Genomic DNA, 21,871 nt, shown 5'->3' on the forward strand with positions numbered 1-21,871 from the left:
GTGACATAGAGCAAATTCAAGAGCATAAAGTTCGGACATAACTTGCAATAAATTTCATAATCACCGACCTTATTAGATATTAATTACGAAGCGCAAAAAAAATCGCAACCTCTCTCTTGCACAGCGAAATGTAGAACTATGTTGATTCCGTCCAAATTAAGTCGTCCGGTCCGCCTTGAACACACTGTGGTTCGTGAGCGTTTACTGGCGAAACTTTCCGGCGCGAACAATTATCGTCTCGTGCTGATCACCAGCCCTGCCGGGTACGGTAAAACAACGCTCATTTCTCAGTGGGCCGCAGGTAAAAACGATCTCGGGTGGTTCTCGCTGGACGAAGGTGACAACCAGCAGGAGCGTTTTGCCAGCTATCTGATCGCGGCGATTCAGCAGGCCACCGGCAACCACTGCGCGGCCAGTGAAGCGATGGTGCAAAAGCGCCAGTACGCCAGTCTCTCCTCCCTTTTTGCGCAGCTGTTTATTGAACTCGCCGACTGGCAGCGCCCGCTGTACCTCGTCATTGATGATTATCATCTGATCAATAATCCGGTGATCCATGACGCGATGCGCTTTTTCCTGCGCCATCAGCCGGAGAATATGACTCTGGTGGTGCTGTCGCGTAACCTGCCGCAGCTGGGCATTGCCAACCTGCGCGTCCGCGATCAGCTGCTGGAGATTGGCAGCCAGCAGCTGGCCTTTACCCACCAGGAAGCGAAACAATTTTTCGACTGCCGTCTGACGTCGCCAATCGAAGCCGACGACAGCAGCCGGCTGTGCGACGATGTCGCCGGGTGGGCCACCGCGCTGCAGCTCATCGCCCTCTCCGCCCGCCAGAATAACTCTTCCGCCCAACACTCCGCCCGCCGCCTCGCCGGGATTAACGCCAGCCATCTGTCGGATTATCTGGTGGATGAAGTACTGGATAACGTCGACGCCCGCACGCGTAGCTTTTTGCTGAAGAGTTCTCTGCTGCGCTCGATGAACGACGCGTTAATCGTGCGCGTCACCGGCGAAGAGAATGGCCAGATGCAGCTGGAGGAGATCGAACGTCAGGGGCTGTTCCTGCAGCGGATGGATGATTCCGGCGAATGGTTCCGCTATCACCCGCTGTTTGGCAGCTTCCTGCGCCAGCGCTGTCAGTGGGAGCTGGCGGTTGAACTGCCGGAGATCCACCGCGCTGCGGCGGAAAGCTGGATGGCGCAAGGGTTCCCCAGCGAGGCCATTCATCATGCGCTGGCGGCTGGCGATGCCAAAATGCTGCGCGATATCTTACTCAACCACGCCTGGGGCATGTTTAACCATAGCGAACTGGGGCTGCTGGAGCAGTCGCTGTCGGCACTGCCCTGGTCAAATCTGCTGGAAAATCCGCGCCTGATCCTGCTGCAGGCCTGGCTGATGCAGAGCCAGCATCGTTACAGCGAAGTCAACACCCTGCTGGCGCGCGCCGAGCAGGAGATGAGTGTGGAAATGGACACCGCGATGCATGGCGATTTCAACGCTCTGCGCGCACAGGTAGCGATTAACGACGGCGACCAGGACGAAGCGGAACGTCTGTCGATGGTGGCCCTGGAAGAGCTGCCGCTGGCCAACTATTACAGCCGCATCGTCGCCACCTCGGTGCATGGTGAAGTCCTCCATTGTAAGGGGAAACTGACCAAATCCCTCGCGGTGATGCAGCAGACCGAACAGATGGCCCGCCGCCACGACGTGTGGCATTACGCGCTGTGGAGCATCATTCAGCAAAGCGAAATCCTCTTTGCCCAGGGCTTCCTGCAGGCCGCCTGGGAGAGCCAGGAGAAAGCCTTCCAGCTGGTACGCGAACAGCACCTTGAGCAGTTGCCGATGCACGAGTTCCTGCTGCGCATCCGCTCTCAGCTACTGTGGGCATGGGCGCGCCTCGACGAGGCAGAAGCTTGCGCCCGCCAGGGGATGGACGTTCTCTCAACGTATCAGCCGCAGCAGCAGCTGCAGTGTCTGGCGCTGATGGTCCAGTGCTCGCTGGCGCGCGGCGATCTGGATAATGCCCGCAGCCACCTGAACCGGCTGGAAAACCTGCTCGGTAACGGTCACTATCACAGCGACTGGGTCTCCAACGCCGATAAGGTGCGGGTGATCTACTGGCAGATGACCGGCGATAAAACCGCGGCGGCCAACTGGCTGCGCCAGACGCCGAAGCCGGAGTTCGCCAACAACCACTTCCTGCAAAGCCAGTGGCGCAACATTGCCCGGGCGCAGATCCTGCTGGGCGATTTCGAACCGGCGGAAATGGTGCTGGAAGAGCTGAACGAAAATGCGCGTTCGCTGCGTTTGATGAGCGATCTCAACCGCAACCTGCTGCTGCTCAACCAGCTGTACTGGCAGGCGGGACGCAAGAGCGAAGCGCAGAAAGCCCTGCTCGAAGCCCTGACGCTCGCCAACCGCACCGGTTTTATCAACCACTTTGTGATTGAAGGCGAGGCGATGGCTCAGCAGCTACGCCAGCTGATCCAGCTGAACACTCTGCCGGAGCTGGAGCAACACCGAGCCCAGCGTATTCTGCGCGACATCAACCAGCATCATCGCCACAAATTCGCCCACTTTGACGAAGGGTTCGTCGAGCGGCTGCTGAATCATCCGGAGGTGCCGGAGCTTATCCGCACCAGCCCGCTGACCCAGCGCGAATGGCAGGTGCTTGGCTTAATCTATTCCGGTTACAGCAACGAGCAGATTGCCGGCGAACTTGACGTGGCGGCCACCACCATCAAGACCCACATTCGCAACCTGTATCAGAAACTGGGCGTCGCCCACCGGCAGGACGCGGTGCAGCATGCCCAACAGTTACTCAAGATGATGGGATACGGCGTCTGACGACGCCGTTGCCGTTTAGCACAGCTCCAGCTGGAGGTTGTTATCGGTAATCACCTTCAGCACACCCGCCGGCGGTAACACGTCGGTATAGACCGCATCGACCATACTGATGCTGCCCATGTTGACCATCGCATTGCGGCCAAACTTGGTATGATCCACCACCAGCATCACGTGGCGTGAATTCTCAATGATCGCGCGCTTGGTGCGCACTTCATGATAATCAAACTCCAGCAGCGAGCCATCGCTGTCGACGCCGCTGATGCCAAGAATGCCGAAGTCGAGGCGGAACTGCGAGATAAAGTCCAGGGTCGCTTCCCCGATGATCCCGCCGTCGCGACTACGCAGTTCACCGCCGGCGAGAATAATGCGGAAGTCCTCTTTGACCATCAGCGTATTGGCCACGTTCAGGTTGTTGGTCACAATGCGCAGATCGTTGTGATCGAGCAGGGCATGCGCCACCGCTTCCGGTGTGGTGCCGATATCAATAAACAGCGTCGCGCCGTCCGGGATCTCGCTGGCCACCCGCCGGGCGATACGCTCTTTTTCCGCCGTCTGGGTCGCTTTGCGATCGTGCCAGGAGGTGTTCACCGAGCTGGAGGGCAGCGCCGCGCCGCCGTGATGGCGGAGGATCATTTTCTGTTCGGCTAAATCGTTCAGGTCACGGCGGATGGTCTGCGGGCTGACCGCGAACTGCTCAACCAGCTCTTCCGTGCTGACGTAACCCTGTTTTTTTACCAGCTCGATAATCGCGTCATGACGTTGTGTTTGTTTCATGAAATATCCCTGGAAAAATGTCGCCTACCCGACCCCTGTCGGTAAGTCTTTATGCGCGTTTTCGCCCATGCAAGGTATCAACAAACGCCATCGCCAGGCCGGTCGCCAGACCAGCCACGTGCGCGCCGTTAGCGATCGCCATGCCGAAAACGTCAAACCAGCCAGCAATTAACCATACTAAAGAGAAGAGTATCAACCCGCGCTGCAGATAAATACCGCTCTGCGGATCGCGCTCGCCCCGCAGCCAGACGTAGCCCATCAGCGCGTATACCACGCCCGATAAGCCGCCAAACCACGGGCCGCTAAACTGATGCTGCACGAAGCCGCTTAACAGGGCGCTGATAACGGTGATCACCACCAGTTTGCCACTGCCGATGCGCTTTTCCACCGCGCCGCCGAGATACCACCACCATAGCAGGTTGAAGAGAATATGCATCAGCGAGAAATGCATGAAAGCATGGCTGAAATAGCGCCAGGCTTCGAACTGCAGCGAAGGATCGTAGGGCCAGGCCAGCCAAATCATCACCGGCTGATCGCCAAGCAGATTTTGCAGGATAAACACCGCGATGCAGATGAGCAGAATCGCCCAGGTGAACGGGCCGGCGTTATGCCGCAGCGTGGCAAAGAAAGGAAAGCGCTGATAACGCAACCCGCTATTGGTCTGTCCGGACTGCCAGCTCGCGGCCAGATAACGCGGGTCCGCAGGATTCTCAAGGAAGCGGGCCAGCTCAGCCCTGACGCGACCGGCCTGACTCTCATCAGCCAGCCAGACGTCGCTCTGGGCGTGCTGCTGAATGGTCAGGATAATCCCCTGCGTCGCCATATAATCGACAAACGCCTGGGCCACCCGCGGATTGGCAAAAGAGGTAATCATTAACATGCAGCGAATCGCTTATTCCACACAAAGGGGGATAGTATACCTGCCAGCCGTTAAAACGTCCCGTGCGCCACTTCCGCCGGGAAATGGCGATGCCAGGCGTCGAACCCGCCATCAACGCTGTAGACCTTATCAAATCCCTGCTGCAGCAGATATTGCGCGGCGCCCTTACTGCTGTTGCCGTGATAGCACATCACCATCACCGCCGTGTCAAAGTCGTTATCACGCATAAACGCGCCCAGCGTATCGTTGGTCAGGTGAAACGCGCCCGGCGTATGGCCCATCGCATAGCTTTGCGGATCGCGGATATCGACCAGCACTGCCTTCTGCTGATGCAGTTTCTGGTGCGCTTCTTCAACATTGATACATTCAAACTGTTCCATGGTTCTCTTCTCTTTCTCGTCATGACGGGCGATGGCGGCCCAATTTTACCCTGTAGTGTACCGTCAGGCGGTAAAGAAACGCCAATATGTTACACCCATCACTCCAAAATGTTTTTTTGATGTTACCAAAAGCGCGTTTGTTTGCTATAGTGAGCGATATCGAGCATTTGTGAGCTTAAACGAAAGTGTGAGAGGGTAAGAACGTGGAAACCAAAGATCTGATTGTGATAGGCGGAGGCATCAACGGTGCCGGTATCGCGGCAGATGCCGCCGGGCGGGGTTTATCCGTACTGATGCTGGAAGCGCGCGATCTCGCCTGCGCTACCTCCAGCGCCAGTTCCAAACTGATCCACGGCGGGCTACGCTACCTCGAACACTATGAGTTCCGCCTGGTCAGCGAAGCGCTGGCCGAGCGTGAAGTGCTGTTAAAAATGGCTCCGCATATCGCCTTCCCGATGCGCTTTCGCCTACCGCATCGTCCACATCTGCGTCCGGCATGGATGATCCGTATCGGCTTGTTTATGTACGATCATCTGGGCAAACGCACCAGCCTGCCGGGCTCCACCGGGTTGCGTTTTGGCGCAGAGTCGGTGCTGAAGCCGGAAATTGTGCGCGGTTTCGAATATTCCGACTGCTGGGTCGACGATGCCCGCCTGGTGCTGGCCAACGCGCAGATGGTCGTCCGCAAAGGCGGCGAAGTGCGCACTCGCACTCGCGCCATCTCGGCAAAACGTGAAAACGGCCTGTGGGTGGTGGAAGCGGAAGATATCGATAGCGGCGAGAAGTTTACCTGGAAGGCGCGCGGTCTGGTCAATGCCACCGGTCCATGGGTCAAACAGTTTTTCGACGAAGGGATGCATCTGCGCTCGCCTTACGGTATCCGCCTGATCAAGGGCAGCCACATCGTGGTGCCGCGAGTGCATACTCAGAAGCAGGCCTACATTCTGCAAAACGAAGATAAACGTATTGTGTTTGTTATCCCGTGGATGGATGAGTTCTCCATCATCGGCACGACGGACGTGGAATATAAGGGCGATCCGAAAGCGGTAGCCATTGATGATAAAGAGATTAATTACCTGCTGAACGTCTATAACGCGCACTTTAAAAAGACCCTCAGCCGGGACGATATCGTCTGGACCTATTCCGGCGTCCGTCCGCTGTGCGACGACGAGTCGGATTCGCCGCAGGCGATCACCCGCGACTACACGCTGGATATTCACGATGAGAACGGCCAGGCGCCGCTGCTCTCCGTCTTCGGCGGGAAGCTGACCACCTATCGCAAACTGGCCGAGCACGCGCTGGAAAAACTGACCCCCTATTACAAAGGGATCGGTCCGGCATGGACCAAAACCGCGGTGCTGCCGGGCGGCGATATCGGCGGCGACCGCGACGACTACGCGGCAAAACTGCGCCGTCGCTTCCCGTTCATCAGCGAATCACTGGCCCGCCATTATGCCCGCACCTACGGGAGCAACAGCGAGTGGATCCTGAAGGAAACCAGTGCCTTGAGCGATCTGGGGGAAGATTTCGGTCACGAGTTTTATGAAGCCGAACTGAAATATCTGGTTGAGCACGAATGGGTGCGCAGCCTGGATGACGCCATCTGGCGTCGTACCAAACAGGGCATGTGGCTGAATGCCGAGCAGCAAGCGCGCATCAGCGAATGGCTGGCGCAACATACGGGAAAGTCTGAGCTGTCGTTAGCGTCCTGACATCGCGTGGCGCCAGGAGAGAAATACCCGGGCTATGGCTTGCGCTTGGCCCGGATACCTGTTCACAAATTAAACGAGACTTTTTTTCCAGTCGGCAATGTGACATTTATACTGAGTTCTCCACCCAATGCCGCAATGTAGCGTTTTAGGGTCGAAAGCCGAGGGTCGTTATCAGTCTGTTCCATTTTAGCGATCGTTGGCTGCTTTACCCCCATAGCCGCAGCCATCTCTGTTTGCGACATTTGCAACTCTTCTCGAAGCAAGTTTAAAGCGACAGACTGGCGTATCTCTGCCGCTTTCGCTGCAATACGCTGCTGGCTTTCAGGACTCTGTTTCGCCATGAGTTCTTTTAGCGTGGCCATTATCGCTCCTTAGTCAGGTGTTGGCTGAATTCTCTATCAGCCAGAGTAATCATCTCTTTGTAAAAACGTTTCTCATTCATGCCATCCTTATTGCCCGCACATAAAACGATAGCTTTCCGCAGAGGATCAAAAGCAAAAAAGGCGCGGATGGGGAGCCCATGATGCTGAACCCGAAGTTCTTTCATATTCTGAAACGTTGAATCTTTCACCGTATCAACATACGGGCGCCCAAGCTGCGGACCAAATTCAGACAGGATGAGCATCGTGGCCAACATATCCTCTTTTAAAGCTCTACTTTGTAATTCGAACCAGGCATCAAACGTATCCGTCGTTTCTACATCCCACATAGGCGATCCCTCATAGCCTAAAGGCTATCATCCATATTATAGCCATTAGGCTATGAACGTAAACTTATTGAGCATTTATCGTACTGCTGGCGAATTCACGTCAATAGTATATTCCCGCAATAGCCTGAATCCTCCCCGGCACTTTTCCGAATAAAACGTTCTCCGCACAGACAGAAACGGGGCCAAATGGCCCCGTTGTGTTGCATTGACTGGCTTACAGCCTTACCGGATCGATATGCCAGATATATTTCGCGTACTCCTGGATCGTCCGGTCGGAAGAGAAGTAACCCATATTGGCAATATTCAGCATCGCCTTATAGGCCCACTCTTCCGGATGTTGATACAGGTCGTCGACGCGATCCTGGCAGTCCACATAGCTGCGATAGTCCGCCAGCACCTGATAATGGTCGCCAAAGTTAATCAGGGAATCCAGCAGGTCGCGGTAGCGTCCCGGTTCCGTCGGGCTGAATACACCGGTACCGATCTGCGTCAGCACCTGGTGTAGCTCTTCATCCTGCTCGTAGTATTCGCGCGGTTTATAGCCGCTGCGACGCAGCTCCTCCACCTCTTCCGCGGTGTTACCGAAGATAAAGATATTCTCTTCGCCCACGTGCTCCTGCATCTCGACGTTTGCCCCATCGAGGGTGCCGATAGTCAACGCCCCGTTAAGGCCAAATTTCATATTGCTGGTGCCGGAGGCTTCGGTGCCGGCCAGAGAAATCTGTTCCGACAGGTCTGCCGCCGGAATGATCAGCTGCGCCAGGCTTACACTGTAGTTGGGGATAAAGACGACCTTCAGCTTGTCGCCAATCTGCGGATCGTTATTGATCACCGCCGCCACATCATTGATCAGGTGGATAATATGCTTGGCCATATAGTAGGCCGAGGCCGCTTTACCGGCGAAAATATTCACCCGAGGCACCCACTCCGCCTGCGGATCGGCTTTGATCCGGTTATAGCGGGTAATGACGTGCAGTACATTCATCAGCTGGCGTTTGTACTCGTGGATACGTTTGATCTGCACATCAAACAGCGCCTTCGGATTCACCACCACATTGAGCTGCTGAGCAATATAGCTGGCGAGCCGCTGTTTGTTCTCCAGCTTAGCCTGACGCACCGCCTGATTGACCGTCGGATAGTCGATATGCTGCTTCAGTTCTTCAAGCTGGCTCAGATCGGTCCGCCAGGTGCGGCCGATATGCTCATCCAGCACTTTCGACAACGGCGGGTTGGCCAGCGCCAGCCAGCGGCGCGGCGTGACGCCGTTGGTGACGTTGGTAAAGCGCATCGGGAAGATTTTGGCGAATTCGGCAAACAGCGACTCCACCATCAGCCGCGAATGCAGCTCAGACACCCCGTTGACCTTGTGGCTGACTACCACCGCCAACCAGGCCATCCGCACGCGACGTCCGTTGGACTCGTCGATAATCGAGGTACGGCTAAGCAGCGCGGTATCGTTGGGATACTGCTCCTGCAGCGTCTTGAGGAAGTAGTCGTTAATCTCAAAGATAATCTGCAGATGACGCGGCAGAATTTTGCCCAGCATATCCACCGGCCAGGTCTCGAGCGCCTCGCTCATCAGCGTATGGTTGGTATAGGAGAAGACCTGACAGGTCACCTCGAACGCCTCGTCCCAACTGAATTTATGTTCATCGATCAGCAGGTGCATCAGCTCCGGTATCGACAGCACCGGGTGGGTGTCATTCAGGTGAATGGCAATCTTGTCCGCCAGGTTGTCAAAGGTCTTATGCAACATGTAATGACGGCTCAAGATATCCTGTACCGTGGCCGACACGAGGAAATACTCCTGGCGCAGACGCAGCTCGCGTCCGGAGTAGGTCGAGTCGTCCGGATACAGCACGCGAGAGACGTTCTCGGAGTGGTTTTTATCCTCTACCGCAGCGAAGTAGTCGCCCTGGTTGAATTTACCAAGGTTAATCTCGCTACTGGCCTGCGCGCTCCACAGACGCAGCGTGTTGGTGGCGTCGGTGTCAAAGCCGGGGATGATCTGATCGTAGGCTTCCGCAATAATCTCTTCCGTCTCAATCCAGCGGGTTTTCTTCCCTTCCTGCTGAATGCGGCCGCCGAAGCGTACTTTATAGCGGGTGTTGTGGCGCTCAAACTCCCACGGGTTACCGTATTCCAGCCAGTAGTCAGGGGACTCTTTTTGCCGGCCATCGACGATATTCTGTTTAAACATCCCGTAGTCGTAGCGGATCCCGTAACCGCGTCCCGGCAGGCCCAGCGCCGCCAGGGAATCAAGGAAGCAGGCCGCCAGACGGCCCAGACCGCCGTTGCCCAGTCCGGGGTCATTTTCTTCATCGATCAACTCTTCCAGATCGAGCCCCATCTCCGCCAGCGCGCTGCTCACATCGTCATAAATGCCCAGCGACAACAGCGCGTTAGAGAGGGTACGGCCAATCAGGAACTCCATCGACAGATAGTAAACCTGGCGCACTTCCTGCGAAAGCTGCGCGCGGTTGGAGCGCAGCCAGCGCTCTACCATGCGATCGCGAACAGCAAACAGCGTGGCGTTAAGCCATTCATGCTTGTTGGCGATGGCCGGATCTTTACCGATGATAAACATCAGCTTATAGGCAATAGAGTGCTTTAACGCCTCAACGCTCAGCGTCGGTGATGCATAGCTAAAGGGTACATTCATAACAATGACTCCAGTGGTTACATCAAGCGTTGATAAAGTTCGCGATAGGAGTTCGCGGCAACCTGCCAGCTAAAATCCATATTCATCGCCTGACGCTGCACATAGCGCCAGAGCGACGGGCGCGACCAGAGAACAAAGGCGCGACGAATAGCACGCAGCAATGACAGCGCATTGCTGTCCTCAAAGACAAACCCTGTCGCCAGACCATCGGCAAGGTTCTCCAGCGAACTGTCAGACACCGTATCCGCCAGCCCCCCGGTGCGGCGCACCAGCGGCAGCGTGCCGTACTTCAGACCATACAGCTGAGTTAAGCCGCACGGTTCAAAGCGGCTCGGCACCAGAATGACGTCGGCGCCGCCCATAATGCGGTGGGAGAAGGCCTCATGGTAGCCAATCTGCACCCCCACCTTGCCCGGATGTTCGGCGGCAGCGGCGAGGAAACCTTCCTGCAGCACCGGGTCGCCGGCGCCCAACAGGGCCAGCTGGCCGCCCTGCTCAAGCAAACCCGGCAGCGCTTCAAGCACCAGATCCAGCCCTTTCTGACTGGTCAGGCGGCTAACCACGGCAAACAGCGGCGCTTTATCATCGACCTTCAGGCCCATGGCGATCTGCAGCTGACGCTTGTTCTCCGCCTTCTCCTCCAGCGTGTCGCGATCGTAGCGCATCGGCAGCAGCAGATCGTTTTGCGGACTCCAGATACCGTCGTCAACGCCGTTGAGGATCCCCGACAGCCGCCCCTCATGATGGCGCTGGCGCAGCAGCCCCTCCATGCCGTAGGCGTATTGCGGTTCGGTGATCTCGCGCGCGTAGGTCGGGCTCACTGCCGTAATATGGTCGGCGTAGTAAATTCCGGCCTTCAGAAACGAGATCTGACCGTTAAATTCGAGGCCATGCATGTTGTAAAACGACCAGGGCAGCTCGATATCATTCATATGCCAGGAGTAAAACATCCCCTGGTACGCCAGATTGTGCACGGTAAAGACCGATTTAGCCGGATGCCCACGCGCTGCCAGATAGGCTGGCGTCAGGCCAGCGTGCCAGTCATGGGCATGCACGACATCCGGGCGCCAGAATGGATCCAGTCCGCTGGCCATTTCGCTTCCCACCCAGCCCAGCAGCGCAAAGCGCAGGACGTTGTCGGTATAAGCGTGCTGGTTGGTATCGTGGTATGGGCTCCCCGGCCGGTCATAGAGATGTGGGGCATCTATCAGGTAGATCCCCACGCCGTTAAAGTGGCCGTACAGCAGCGTGATCCGCCCGGCGAAGGTATCGCGGCGGGTCACCACCTGGGCATCCACCACGCCGCGGCGGATATCGGGAAACGCCGGCAACAGCACGCGGGTGTCGATACCCTCCGCAATTTGCGCCGCCGGCAGTGCGCCGATGACGTCCGCCAGACCGCCCGTCTTTAACAGCGGGAACATCTCAGAACATACATGTAAGACCTGCATTAGCGCTCCTGTTTGTGCCCCAATTTCCGCAGCATGTCGCGGGTCACCAGCACGATACCTTCCTCTGAGCGATAGAAGCGGCGTGCATCCTCTTCCGCGTTCTCACCAATCACCATACCTTCCGGGATGACGCAGGCGCGGTCAATCACGCAGCGACGCAGGCGGCATGAGCGCCCTACCCAGACATCTGGCAACAAGACTGCCGAATCAATGTTACAGAAGGAGTTCACCCGCACGCGCGGGAACAGCACCGACTGCACCACCACCGACCCGGAGATAATGCAGCCGCCGGAAACCAGCGAGTTCAGGGTCATGCCGTGACTACCGGAGCGGTCCTGCACGAACTTCGCCGGCGGCAGCGATTCCATATGGGTGCGGATCGGCCAGTTCTGGTCGTACATATCCAGCTCCGGCGTGACTGACGCCAGATCGAGGTTGGCCTTCCAGTAAGCCTCCAGCGTCCCCACATCGCGCCAGTACGGCTCAGCGTTCGGGTCAGACTGCACGCAGGAGAGCGGGAAAGGATGTGCATAAGCCATGCCAGCTTCGGTGATCTTCGGAATGATATCTTTGCCGAAATCGTGGCTGGAATTTTCGTTGCGATCGTCTTCTTCCAGCAGCTCATAAAGATAGGCGGCGTCAAAGATATAAATGCCCATACTGGCCAGTGATTTGGTCGGATCGGTTGGCATCGCCGGCGGATTAGCGGGTTTCTCGACGAACTCAATGATTTTTTCGTTTTCATCGACCGCCATAACGCCGAAGGCGGATGCCTCTTCAATGGGCACCGGCATGCAGGCCACGGTGCAACGCGCCCCTTTTTCGACATGGTCGATCAGCATGCGCGAGTAATCCTGCTTATAAATATGATCGCCCGCGAGGATCACCACGTACTCCGCTTTGTAGCGGCGGATGATATCCAGGTTCTGCGTCACGGCGTCCGCCGTGCCGCGATACCAGTTTTCGCCGTGCACGCGCTGCTGGGCTGGCAGCAGATCGACAAACTCATTCATCTCTTCGCTGAAGAACGACCAGCCGCGCTGGATGTGCTGCACCAGCGTGTGCGACTGATACTGGGTAATGACGCCGATACGGCGGATCCCTGAGTTAATGCAGTTAGATAATGCGAAATCGATAATACGGAACTTGCCGCCGAAGTGAACGGCAGGTTTCGCACGCTTAATGGTGAGATCCTTGAGCCGGGTGCCACGCCCGCCCGCGAGGATCAACGCCACGGATTTGATGGGTAATTGACGCGCCAGCATCAGCGGATCGTTTTTTTCAAGCCTAACCATGATTAACTCCTTTTTACACCCCAGCTTTCCTTCTCATCCCGCCGCGCCGCCGCCACGAGTTCAACCGGAAGCTTCAGGGATTACGACCTTTGAAATACGCACACTCCGTGCGCGGGCCCATGCCAGACAGCCATGATGACCGGATTATCCTCTCCGGCGAAGGGAGGAACGGCGCGCCATTCCCCCTCAGGTAAAACCATATCGACCACCTCTGCGGTGGCGTTCAGCGTAAGCAGCCAGCGATCAGACAACTGGATCTGCATACACGCTGCGCCCTGCTGCCACTCCCCGGCAGTCAGCGGCTGGGCGTTTTGATTAAGCCAGCGGACGTTGCCATCCCCCTCCTGCCACCAGCGGTTGCCGGTCAGCGCCGGAATGCGGCGGCGCAGGTGGATCAGCGCCGCGGTAAACGCGGTTAATCCCAGGTTCGCCTGGCGCCAGTCCAGCCAGGTCAACGCGTTATCCTGGCAGTAGGCATTATTGTTGCCGTGCTGGCTGTGGCCCTGCTCATCGCCCGCCAGCAGCATCGGCGTCCCCTGAGCCAACAGCAGCGTCGTCAGCAGCGCATGCACGCTGGCGCGCCGCCGTTCAATCACCGCAAGATTGGCGTCTAATCCCTCTATACCATGATTGTTGCTGTAGTTATTGTTAGTCCCATCGCGATTCTCCTCCCCGTTTGCCTCATTGTGTTTCTGATTGAAACAGACGCAGTCGCGGAGCGTGAAGCCATCATGGGCCGTCACCAGGTTGACCGTCGCCGATGGCAGCTTGCCATCGCGAGCAAAAATATCGCTGGAAGCAGCGAAGCGTTGCGCAAAGTCACCCAGGGAGACGTTTTGCTGCAGCCAGAAACGACGGGCAATATCACGAAAATGGTCGTTCCACTCGGTAAACAGCGGCGGAAAATTGCCCACCTGATACCCCCCCGGGCCGATATCCCAGGGTTCTGCAATCAGTTTCACCTGCGACAGCACGCTGTCGCGGCGGATAGCCTCGAACAGCGGCGCATCCTGGCGGAATTCCGGCGTCCGCCCCATCACCGAGGCAAGGTCGAAGCGAAAGCCGTCGACATGGCACTCGTCCACCCAGAAGCGCAAACACTGGCGCGCCCATTCCACCACCCCGGGGTGGCTGAGATTGAGCGTATTACCGCAGCCGGTCCAGTTGTGATAATCGCCATCCTCCCTTACCCAATAATAGCTACGGTTGTCGATTCCGCGCAGGGAGACGGTGGGTCCTTCAAGATCGATTTCCGCGCTATGGTTGAGCACAACATCCAGAATCACCTCGATGCCGGCGGCATGAAGCGCCTTAACCGCATCACGAAACTCATCGAGGGCACGCGCGGGGTCGCTGGCATAGCGCGGATCCAGCGCAAACCATGCCAGCGGGTTGTAGCCCCAGTAGTTACTTAACCCCATTCGCTGCAGACGCGGCTCACTGGCAAACTGCGCCACCGGCATCAACTCGAGGGCGCTGATGCCTAGCGATTTGAAGTAAGCGATCATCACCGGGTGGCCCAGCGCTTTATAGGTCCCGCGAATGGCTTCCGGCAGCTGCGGGTGCAGCAGGGTGAGTCCTTTCACGTGCGCTTCATAAATCACCGTTTCCCCCCACGGGGTACGCGGCGGCTTATCGCCAAGCCAGTCGTAATGCAGATCCACCACTTGCGATTTTGGCGCGATTGCGGCGCTGTCGCGATGATCCGGCTCCCACATTCCACCATGCAGGCGTTCGTCATCCGGCAGATCGCCCTCGACCCGATGCGCGCAGGGATCGAGCAGCAGCTTTGCCGGGTTAAAGCGGTGCCCCTGCGCCGGATCCCAGGGGCCATGCACCCGGTAGCCGTAGCGCAGGCCCGGCCCGGCAGCGGCCAGCCAGCCGTGCCAGATGTCGCCGCTGCGCGCCGGAAGATCGAGGCGTTGCTCATTGCCTTGCTCGTCGAACACGCACAGCTCCACCCGCTCCGCATGGGCGGAGAAGAGCGCGAAGTTCACTCCCTTACCGTCATAGCTGGCGCCCAACGGCGCAGGTTTGCCTGCCGCGAGGGTGGTCATTGCGCCTCCCGAACCAGCCAGATCGTCGCCAGCGGAGGCAGGGTCAGCGACAGCGAATGCTCGCGGCCATGGCTGGCGATCGCGTCGCTCTCCACCACACCGCCGTTACCCTGGTTGCTGCCGTGATAGTGCATTGAGTCAGTATTCAACGCCTCGCGCCAGCGTCCCGGCTGGTTAATGCCGAAGCGGTAGTCGTGGCGCGGCACCGGTGTAAAGTTGCTGGCGACGATAATCTCATTACCCGCCCGGTCACGGCGCACAAAGACAAACACCGAACGCTCATGGTCGTCGACCACCAGCCATTCGAAACCGTAGGGGTCAAAATCCAGCTCGTGCAGCGCCTTATGGTGACGATATGTGTGGTTCAGGTCGCGCACCAGCCGCTGAACGCCGTGGTGCCAGTTGTCGCCGCCTTCCAGCAGATGCCAGTCGAGGCTGCCATCGTGGTTCCACTCGCGGCCCTGAGCGAACTCATTGCCCATAAACAGCAGTTTTTTACCCGGGAAGGCGAACAACCAGCCGTAGTAGGCGCGCAGGTTGGCGAACTTCTGCCAGGCATCTCCCGGCATGCGGTCGAGAATCGATTTTTTACCGTGTACGACCTCATCATGGGAGAGCGGCAGCACGAAGTTCTCGGTGTAGTTGTAGAGCATGCCGAAGGTCATTTTGTCGTGATGGTAGCGGCGATGCACCGGATCGAGCTTCATGTAATCCAGGGTGTCGTGCATCCAGCCAAGGTTCCATTTGAACCAGAAGCCCAGCCCACCGCCGGCTGGCGGACGGGTGACGCCGGCAAAATCGGTGGACTCTTCCGCCATCGTCACCGCGCCCGGCGTCTGTTCGCCGAGGATGCGGTTGGTGCTGCGCAGAAACTCAATGGCTTCCAGATTTTCCCGGCCGCCGTATTCGTTGGGGATCCACTCACCTGCCTTGCGGCTGTAATCGCGATAGATCATCGAGGCCACCGCGTCGACCCGCAGGGCATCAATCCCGAAGCGCTCGATCCAGTACAACGCGTTACCGACGAGGAAGTTGCTGACTTCGCGGCGACCGTAGTTGTAGATCAGGGTATTCCAGTCCTGGTGATACCCCTCGCGCGGATCGCTGTGCTCATACAGCGAAGTGCCATCAAACGAGGCCAGCGCAAAATCATCCTCCGGGAAGTGTCCCGGCACCCAGTCAAGAATGACGTTCAGCCCGGCGGCATGCGCGGCGTTAATAAAATAACGGAAATCGTCGCGGGTGCCGAAACGGCGGGTCGGTGCATAAAGCCCGGTGGGTTGATAGCCCCAGCTGCCGTCGAACGGGTGCTCGTTAACCGGCAACAGTTCGAGATGGGTGAAGCCCATCCATTTCGCATAGGGCACCAGCTGGTCGGCCAGCTCGCGGTAGCTCAGCCAGAAATTATTGTCAGTATGACGGCGCCAGGAGCCGAGATGCACTTCATAGATAGAGATCGGCGCATCGAACTGGTTCGCCACCTTGCGATCCGCGGGCTGTTCTACTTTTGGCGGCAGGTCGCAGATAAGCGAAGCGGTGTCAGGACGCATTTGCGATTCAAAGGCGTAAGGGTCGGCTTTGACCCGCAGATGGCCGTGGGCATCAATCAGTTCGAATTTGTACAGTTGGCCGTTATGCGCACCGGGGACGAACAGCTCCCAGATCCCCGACTCTTTGCGGAATCGCATCGGGTGGCGTCGGCCATCCCAGTAGTTAAACTGCCCCACCACCGAGACGCGGCGGGCGTTCGGCGCCCACACCGAGAAACGGGTACCGGTGACGCCGTCCATGGTGGCAGCGTGTGCGCCCAGCGTTTCGTAAGGGCGCAGGTGGGTCCCTTCCGACAGCAGCCAGACGTCAAGATCCTGCAATAGCGGACCAAAGCGATAAGGGTCATCAATCAGGTTCTGCTGCCCGTGCCAGGTGACGGCCAGCTGATAGCGAAAGGCGTTTTTGCGACGTGGCAGAACGCCGCTGAAGAAACCACGCGAGTCGAGGCATTCGAGCTTGCCGACTTTGCGTCCGGTTTTCGGTTCAATAACCCACACTTCGGTGGCATCGGGTAATAATGCGCGCACTTCCAGCCCGGCGTCAGTACGGTGCATGCCGAGCACGGAAAAAGGGTCCGCGAAATGACCGGCGATTAGCGCATTAATCACGTCTCTATCGATATGATTAGACATGCTTTCATCCTGTTGTAAGTGTCGCTCATTCCTGTAACTGGCGACTTTTTTGACCTGAACGGCGCAGTGCTCTCAGCATCCTCCTGCTCCGTCCCACCTTCAGGTAAGGAATTCCTTACTTAAAGCATAGCCAAGGCTGGGTTACCTCCGTGGGGAAAAATCTAACATCCGCGTTTACTCCTTGTATTACGCAAAAAAAAAGGGGGCTTGAAGACCCCCTTTATGTTCATCCTGCGCTTACGCCAGCTGCCGAAGCATCCGGCGCAGCGGCTCCGCGGCGCCCCACAACAGCTGGTCGCCAACGGTAAAGGCCGACAGATACTCCGGCCCCATATTCAGTTTACGCAGGCGCCCTACCGGGGTGGTCAGGGTGCCAGTCACCGCGGCTGGGGTCAGCTCGCGCATGGTAATCTCACGATCGTTCGGGACCACTTTGGCCCACGGGTTGTGCGCGGCCAGCAGTTCCTCAACGGTCGGGATAGACACATCTTTTTTCAGCTTGATGGTGAACGCCTGGCTGTGGCAGCGCAGTGCGCCAACACGTACGCACAGGCCGTCTACCGGGATAACGGACGAGGTGGCGAGGATCTTGTTGGTCTCCGCCTGGCCTTTCCACTCTTCGCGGCTCTGGCCGTTATCCAGCTGTTTGTCGATCCACGGGATCAGGCTGCCCGCCAGCGGCACGCCGAAGTTATCGACCGGCAGTTCGCCGCTGCGGGTCAGCGACGTCACTTTGCGCTCGATATCCAGAATGGCGGAAGCCGGGTTCGCCAGCTCTGCCGCAACATGGTTGTGCAGCTCACCCATCTGGCTCAGCAGCTCGCGCATATGACGCGCACCGCCGCCGGAAGCCGCCTGGTACGTCGCCACGCTGACCCACTCCACCAGATCCTGGGCAAACAGGCCGCCGAGGGACATCAGCATCAGGCTGACGGTACAGTTGCCGCCGACAAAGGTTTTGACGCCGTTGTTCAGGCCGGCGGTAATCACGTCCTGGTTAACCGGGTCGAGGATAATGATCGCATCGTCCTTCATGCGCAGCGACGACGCGGCGTCAATCCAGTAACCCTGCCAGCCGCTTTCGCGCAGCTTCGGATAAATATCGTTGGTGTAATCGCCGCCCTGGCACGTGACAATAATGTCCAGAGCCTTCAGCGCGTCCAGATCGAACGCATCCTGAAGCGTGCCACCGGTGCTACCGCCGAATGACGGCGCTGGCTGTCCCAGCTGGGAGGTAGAGAAGAACACCGGGCGAATGGCGTCGAAATCGCGCTCTTCAACCATGCGTTGCATGAGAACAGAGCCGACCATTCCGCGCCAGCCGATAAAACCAACATTTTTCATAACGTATTCCTGCGAGGTGTGTGCTGTTTGTGCCTGGCCAGTTTCCAACTGGATTATCCCTCACCTTACAAAATGCAGCTAAAGTCGCAAGTGAAATTAATCAATGATTGCTGAACAATCAGAAAAGCAACTTATCCTGCACATTGTCCACCGTCGCTGGTCGTCGTCAAAAACGCAACGATTATCGGGGAAATCCCCTGCGCAATGGAATATTTTCCGTCGCTATTTTATTGATCCTGATTATGGATTGAGCGCGAAATCAGGTGATTTACCGCTTGCCAAATAAACGCATCAAACCCAGGCACAGCAAGGGCTGACGAGGGATACGAGCATCGTCGTAGCGCTAATAAGGGCGAATAGCAGGCAAGGAAAAGAGGGAAAAAGGGCGGCTTATGACAAAGAAGCCAGGGTAAGCAGCGTTACCCTGGCTTTTTATCCCCGCGAGCGGGAGGTGAGCGGGCTTAGCTCAGCAGCTGGAAGGCGATCATACCGACAATCGCCCCGGTAGTACCCAGGATGGTTTCCATCATGGTCCAGGTTTTCAGCGTCTGGGCTTCCGTCGCACCGGTAAATTTACCGAACAGCCAGAAACCGGCATCGTTCACGTGGCTCACCACAATCGAGCCGCCGGCGATACAGATAGACAACGCTGCCATCTGCGCGCCGCTGTAGTTCAGTTGCTCAATGACCGGCATCACCAGGCCGACCGCCGTCAGACAAGCAACGGTCGCGGACCCCTGAATGATACGGACGGCAGCCGCCAACACGAAGCAGGTAATCGCAATCGGCAGACCCAGGCCTGTCAGCGCTTCGCCGAGCGCCGGGCCGACGCCGGAGTCAACCAGCACCTGCTTGAAGACGCCGCCGGCGCCGATCACCAGCAGGATAATCCCCGCCGGCTGCAGCGCGTGGCCACAGATCTCCATCACGCGGTCTTTCGCCATCCCCTGGCGCATCGCCAGGCCGTAGATCGCAACCAGGCAGGCAACCAGGATCGCGGTGAACGGATGGCCGATAAACTCGAACCATTCGTAGGCGGTAGATCCCACCGGCACAAAGCGCGCGGCGATGGTTTTCAGACCCACCAGCACCAGCGGCAGCAGGATCAACGACAGGCTAAAGCCGAAGGACGGCATTTTGCCTTCGCCGAGATGCGGTTCGCTGATATCGTCAGGAATGTGCAGCTCAACGTAGCGGCTAATGAAATTCCCCCATAACGGACCGGCGATAATCATCCCCGGGATCGCCGCACACAGGCCAATCAGGATCATCCAGCCAAAGTCGGCGTGCATCTGCGACGCCAGCAGCATCGGCGCCGGCCCCGGCAGCAGGAACGCCGCGGCGGCGGCAACGCCTGCAAACAACGGGATCACCAACTTCACAAGGTTAGTGCCGGTATGGCGCGCCATCGAGAAGGCGACGCTAATCAGCAGCACGATCGCCACTTCGAAGAACAACGGCAGCGCGCAGATAAGACCAGCGAGGCCAATCGCATAGTGCGCGCGGCTGTGGCCGAAGGATTTGAGCATCTTGACGGCAATCTGATCGACCGCCCCCGTTTCATGCAGGATCTTACCGAACATCGCGCCGAGCGCGACGACGATCGCCAGGAAGCCCAGCGTACCACCCATCCCTTTCTCCATCGTCGCCGCGATTTTATCCAGCGGCATGCCGGAGAAGAGACCTGCACCAATAGAAACCACCATCAAAGCCACGAAGGCGTGCATCCGCGCTTTCATGACTAAAAACAGCAGCAGCAATACCGAGCCGACTGCTGTTAAAACAAGCGTTAAAGTACTCACTAGTGACTGCCTTTGTTGATCACCTCGATGGTGCTGGCCACCACGCCTTCCAGCGGCTGGTCGATATCGACGATAAGCACATCGCTCTCGTCGGCGCCTGGTTCCTGCAGCGTTTCAAACTGCGTCACCAACATTTGGGTTTTGAAGAAGTGTCCTTTGCGTGCCTTCAGACGGTTTTCGATCACGTCGAAATCGCCTTTCAGATAGATGAAGGAGAGGTTCGGGTTGCCCTTGCGCAGAATGTCGCGATAGCTCTTCTTCAGCGCCGAGCAAACAATCAGCGACACCTTGTTGGTACGCTGCATGGCAAACGCGGCGTCATTCAGCGCCTGCAGCCACGGCGTGCGGTCATCATCGTTCAGCGGCTCACCGGAGGCCATCTTGGTGATGTTGCTGCGCGGATGCAGAAAGTCGCCGTCAAGAAACGCGGCATGCAGTTGATGCGCCACTTCGCTGGCGACAGCGGATTTCCCGCTGCCGGAAACGCCCATCAGAACATAGACGTGGTGATCATGATTAGTCGTGCTCAAAGCATCCTCCCACCGGACAGGTACGCCGCACCGTGGCTGACTCATCCAGCGCGAAGGCGGCGTATCGGTTGATTGTTACGGGTAACTGTTATCGGTAACATTGTCATGCCGGACCTGTGGAGAAGCAATATCCATTCGTGCCAGATGTGAATATGTGTGATCTACTTCAAACTTGTCAGTTTAAATTGATCCGCCCGGTGACAATGTGAAACCTAAATCTAACATCTTAGGGGTAATCACTTCACCACGAATACGCGCCAGCAGCCGTTCGGCGCCGATGCGCCCCATCCGCTCGCGCGGGGTCAGGACGCTGGCCAGCCGCGGCTCCATCACCTGGCCGATATCGTGGCCGTGGAACCCGGCAATCGCCATATCATCGGGGATCTTCAGCCCCAGGCGCTGGCATTCGAACGCCGCGCCGACCGCAAGGTCATCGTTGGTACAGAAGATACCGTCAAGCTGCGGATATTCGCGGCGCGCCTGACGCATCAGCTCAATCCCCGACGAGTAGGACGAAGATTGCTCCACCATCACGCTATAGGGCGTCATCCCGGCGTCGAGCATCGCCTGCTCGTACCCCTTCTGTTTGATGATAGTACGTTCATCGAGACGCGCCCCCAGATAGGCGACGTGGCGATGGCCGCGGGCGATAATCGCCGCGGTCATCTGCCGGGCGGCTTCAAAGTTATCAAACCCGACGGCGATATCGAGGCACGGCGACCGGCTGTCCATCAGCTCCACCACCGGAATGCCGGCGACTTCAATCATCTTCAGGGTGCGAGGCGTATGGGTGCGTTCGGTAAGGATCAGGCCGTCAATGTTCCAGGAGAGCATCGATTCGAGGCGTTTCTCTTCCATTTCCGGCTTATAGCCGTAGTGCGCCAGCATGGTTTGATAGCCGAAGGCGTCGGTGACGCTTTCGATACCGCGCAGCACTTCCGAGAAAACCTGGTTGGTTAACGACGGCAGCAGCACGCCGATGGCGCGGCTGGTCGCGTTGGAGAGAATGTCAGGGGCGCGATTGGGAATATAACCCAGTTCATCGAGGGCAACGGCAATCTTGCCACGCAGCGCTTCGGAGACCTGCTCCGGGTTGCGTAAATAGCGACTGACCGTCATTTTGGTCACGCCGACAAGATCGGCTACATCCTGAAGTACGGGTCTTTTCTTTTTCATCGTCCTGACTGTGATCAACGGGGAAACATTTTCTCAGTTTATCACGGACAAAGCGCAACCTTCCCCAACATC

General features: G+C 57.7%; 16 protein-coding genes and 1 pseudogene. 3 read left to right on the forward strand and 14 right to left on the reverse strand.

Annotation, left to right across the window (positions count from 1 at the left end; translation table 11 throughout):
- The first annotated feature begins 138 nt into the window (after positions 1 to 138).
- Positions 139 to 2,844: an HTH-type transcriptional regulator MalT gene (gene malT, locus CWM58_RS10725; RefSeq protein ID WP_061153094.1), complete on the forward strand. Its 2,706-nt coding sequence runs from the start codon at positions 139 to 141 to the stop codon at positions 2,842 to 2,844.
- Positions 2,845 to 2,859: 15 nt separating this feature from the next.
- On the opposite strand, the gene CWM58_RS10730 is transcribed toward malT, so the two are convergent.
- Genes CWM58_RS10730 through glpE form a run of 3 tightly spaced genes read right to left on the reverse strand, consistent with a single transcriptional unit; the run spans position 2,860 to position 4,878 of the window.
- On the reverse strand, positions 2,860 to 3,618 hold the full coding sequence (locus CWM58_RS10730; RefSeq protein ID WP_002920548.1) for a DeoR/GlpR family transcriptional regulator: 759 nt from the start codon (positions 3,616 to 3,618) through the stop codon (positions 2,860 to 2,862).
- A gap of 49 nt (positions 3,619 to 3,667) precedes the next feature.
- Positions 3,668 to 4,498, reverse strand: coding sequence for a rhomboid family intramembrane serine protease GlpG (glpG, locus tag CWM58_RS10735; RefSeq protein WP_008806994.1), 831 nt, complete (start codon positions 4,496 to 4,498; stop codon positions 3,668 to 3,670).
- A 50-nt stretch (positions 4,499 to 4,548) separates the two neighbouring features.
- Positions 4,549 to 4,878, reverse strand: a complete 330-nt coding sequence (gene glpE, locus CWM58_RS10740) for a thiosulfate sulfurtransferase GlpE (protein ID WP_032733885.1) — start codon at positions 4,876 to 4,878, stop codon at positions 4,549 to 4,551.
- Between the two features lie 203 nt (positions 4,879 to 5,081).
- On the opposite strand from glpE, the gene glpD reads away from it, so the two are divergent.
- Complete coding sequence (gene glpD / locus CWM58_RS10745) at positions 5,082 to 6,590, forward strand: glycerol-3-phosphate dehydrogenase (protein WP_100680895.1); 1,509 nt, start codon at positions 5,082 to 5,084, stop codon at positions 6,588 to 6,590.
- 62 nt (positions 6,591 to 6,652) lie between these two features.
- On the opposite strand, the gene CWM58_RS10750 is transcribed toward glpD, so the two are convergent.
- The 8 genes from CWM58_RS10750 to asd all read right to left on the reverse strand — a co-directional run bounded on the left by CWM58_RS10750 (position 6,653) and on the right by asd (position 18,291).
- Entirely contained in the window at positions 6,653 to 6,952 is a 300-nt protein-coding gene (locus CWM58_RS10750) for a helix-turn-helix domain-containing protein (RefSeq protein WP_004174017.1), read from the reverse strand.
- Positions 6,952 to 7,299, reverse strand: coding sequence for a type II toxin-antitoxin system RelE/ParE family toxin (locus CWM58_RS10755; RefSeq protein WP_008806991.1), 348 nt, complete (start codon positions 7,297 to 7,299; stop codon positions 6,952 to 6,954). The genes CWM58_RS10750 and CWM58_RS10755 overlap by 1 nt, the downstream gene beginning before the upstream one ends.
- 214 nt (positions 7,300 to 7,513) lie before the next feature.
- The gene (gene glgP, locus CWM58_RS10760; protein WP_100680896.1) at positions 7,514 to 9,961 is read right to left on the reverse strand and encodes a glycogen phosphorylase; all 2,448 of its coding nucleotides are present in this window, start codon (positions 9,959 to 9,961) and stop codon (positions 7,514 to 7,516) included.
- A gap of 17 nt (positions 9,962 to 9,978) precedes the next feature.
- Positions 9,979 to 11,412: a glycogen synthase GlgA gene (gene glgA, locus CWM58_RS10765; RefSeq protein WP_061153091.1), complete on the reverse strand. Its 1,434-nt coding sequence runs from the start codon at positions 11,410 to 11,412 to the stop codon at positions 9,979 to 9,981.
- Entirely contained in the window at positions 11,412 to 12,707 is a 1,296-nt protein-coding gene (gene glgC / locus CWM58_RS10770) for a glucose-1-phosphate adenylyltransferase (RefSeq protein WP_008806989.1), read from the reverse strand. The genes glgA and glgC overlap by 1 nt, the downstream gene beginning before the upstream one ends.
- A gap of 80 nt (positions 12,708 to 12,787) precedes the next feature.
- On the reverse strand, positions 12,788 to 14,764 hold the full coding sequence (gene glgX, locus CWM58_RS10775) for a glycogen debranching protein GlgX (RefSeq protein ID WP_100680897.1): 1,977 nt from the start codon (positions 14,762 to 14,764) through the stop codon (positions 12,788 to 12,790).
- On the reverse strand, positions 14,761 to 16,947 hold the full coding sequence (gene glgB / locus CWM58_RS10780; protein WP_100680898.1) for a 1,4-alpha-glucan branching enzyme: 2,187 nt from the start codon (positions 16,945 to 16,947) through the stop codon (positions 14,761 to 14,763). Before glgB ends, glgX begins: the two co-directional genes overlap by 4 nt.
- 237 nt (positions 16,948 to 17,184) lie before the next feature.
- Complete coding sequence (asd, locus tag CWM58_RS10785) at positions 17,185 to 18,291, reverse strand: aspartate-semialdehyde dehydrogenase (RefSeq protein ID WP_100680899.1); 1,107 nt, start codon at positions 18,289 to 18,291, stop codon at positions 17,185 to 17,187.
- Between the two features lie 103 nt (positions 18,292 to 18,394).
- On the opposite strand from asd, the pseudogene CWM58_RS29255 reads away from it, so the two are divergent.
- Positions 18,395 to 18,756 (forward strand): annotated as a pseudogene (locus CWM58_RS29255) (hypothetical protein).
- On the opposite strand, the gene gntU reads toward CWM58_RS29255, so the two are convergent.
- From gntU to gntR, 3 genes are all read right to left on the reverse strand, one after another.
- Positions 18,753 to 20,093: a gluconate transporter gene (gntU, locus tag CWM58_RS10795; protein ID WP_061153086.1), complete on the reverse strand. Its 1,341-nt coding sequence runs from the start codon at positions 20,091 to 20,093 to the stop codon at positions 18,753 to 18,755. The pseudogene CWM58_RS29255 and the gene gntU overlap by 4 nt on opposite strands.
- Entirely contained in the window at positions 20,093 to 20,623 is a 531-nt protein-coding gene (gntK, locus tag CWM58_RS10800; protein ID WP_012540395.1) for a gluconokinase, read from the reverse strand. The genes gntU and gntK overlap by 1 nt, the downstream gene beginning before the upstream one ends.
- A gap of 180 nt (positions 20,624 to 20,803) precedes the next feature.
- Entirely contained in the window at positions 20,804 to 21,799 is a 996-nt protein-coding gene (gntR, locus tag CWM58_RS10805; RefSeq protein WP_100680900.1) for a gluconate operon transcriptional repressor GntR, read from the reverse strand.
- Between the last annotated feature and the right edge of the window lie 72 nt (positions 21,800 to 21,871).

This window comes from Klebsiella sp. H-Nf2 (genome assembly GCF_002806645.1).
Classification (GTDB): Bacteria; Pseudomonadota; Gammaproteobacteria; order Enterobacterales; family Enterobacteriaceae; genus Klebsiella; species Klebsiella variicola.